The following is a 969-nucleotide window of genomic DNA, read 5'->3' as shown; positions in this document are numbered from 1 at the left end:
GGGGTGCCTCTATGTCTTTCGTCAAGCGAGGCGTGGGGTTCTGGGTTCGTAGAAGGTGCCGTCGCGGAGCATCGCGAACAGCACGTTGATCCGTTGTCGGGCCAGGCGGAGAAGTGCCTGGGTGTGGGTCTTTCCGCGGGCCCGGCAGCGGTCGTAGTAGGTGCGGGAGGCGGGGTCGTGCAGGGCGGCGAACGCGGACAGGAACATCGCGCGTTTCAGGACGCGGTTGCCGCCGCGTGGTGCGTGTTCGCCGTGGATCGAGGTCCCGGACGACTTCGTGGTCGGCGCGAGGCCGGCGTAGGAGGCCAGGTGGGCGGCGGTGGGGAAGCTGGTGCCGTCGCCGACGGTGACCAGCAGGGTGGCGGCGGTCCTGACGCCGACGCCGGGCAGCGACGTCAGGACCTTGGAAAGAGGGTGTGCCTCCAGCAGGGCGCTGATCTGGGCTTCTGTGGCCCGGCGTTGTTCGTGGACGGCGCTGAGGGAGCGGGCCAGGGAGGGAATGACGATGTCGAGGGTGCCGGTGCCGGGGACTACGACGGTCTGCTCGTCGAGGGCGTCGAAGACGTCGTCGATCAGCCGCGTGGCCATGCGCGGGGCCTTGGGCCGGATCACCTCGACGAGCCTGCGGCGTCCAGCTTTTCGCAGGGCGGCTGGGGATCCGTAGCGTTCGAGGAGCCAGGTGACGGCCTGGTGGTCGAGCCGGGGGCCGAGGACTCGTTCCAGGGACGGGTGGAACTGGGTGAGCAGGCCGCGGATCCGGTTGCTGGTGCGGGTGGCCTCGGCGGCCAGGTCCTGGTCGAAGCCGACGAGGACCGTGAGTTCAGCGGTGATCTCGTCGGTGAGTTCCAGCGAGCGCAGGGTGTGCGGCATGGTGCGGGCCGCGTCGGCGATGACGGCCGCGTCGCGGGCGTCGGTCTTCGCCTCGCCGGGGTAGAGGTCGGCGATCCGCCGCATCGACAGGCCGGGCAG

At 70.4% G+C, this 969-nt stretch carries 1 protein-coding gene; it reads right to left on the bottom strand.

Features of this window, described 5'->3' with window-relative positions; all coding sequences use genetic code 11:
• Nucleotides 1-21: 21 nt before the first annotated feature.
• Nucleotides 22-969 (bottom strand): IS110 family RNA-guided transposase (locus tag BIV23_RS45250; protein ID WP_071386805.1); only part of this gene is annotated, 948 nt, incomplete at its 5' end.

The sequence above is a fragment of the Streptomyces monashensis genome (genome assembly GCF_001866665.1).
In the GTDB taxonomy this organism is placed as follows: Bacteria; Actinomycetota; Actinomycetes; order Streptomycetales; family Streptomycetaceae; genus Streptomyces; species Streptomyces monashensis.
This window is presented reverse-complemented; position numbering and strand designations above follow the sequence as displayed.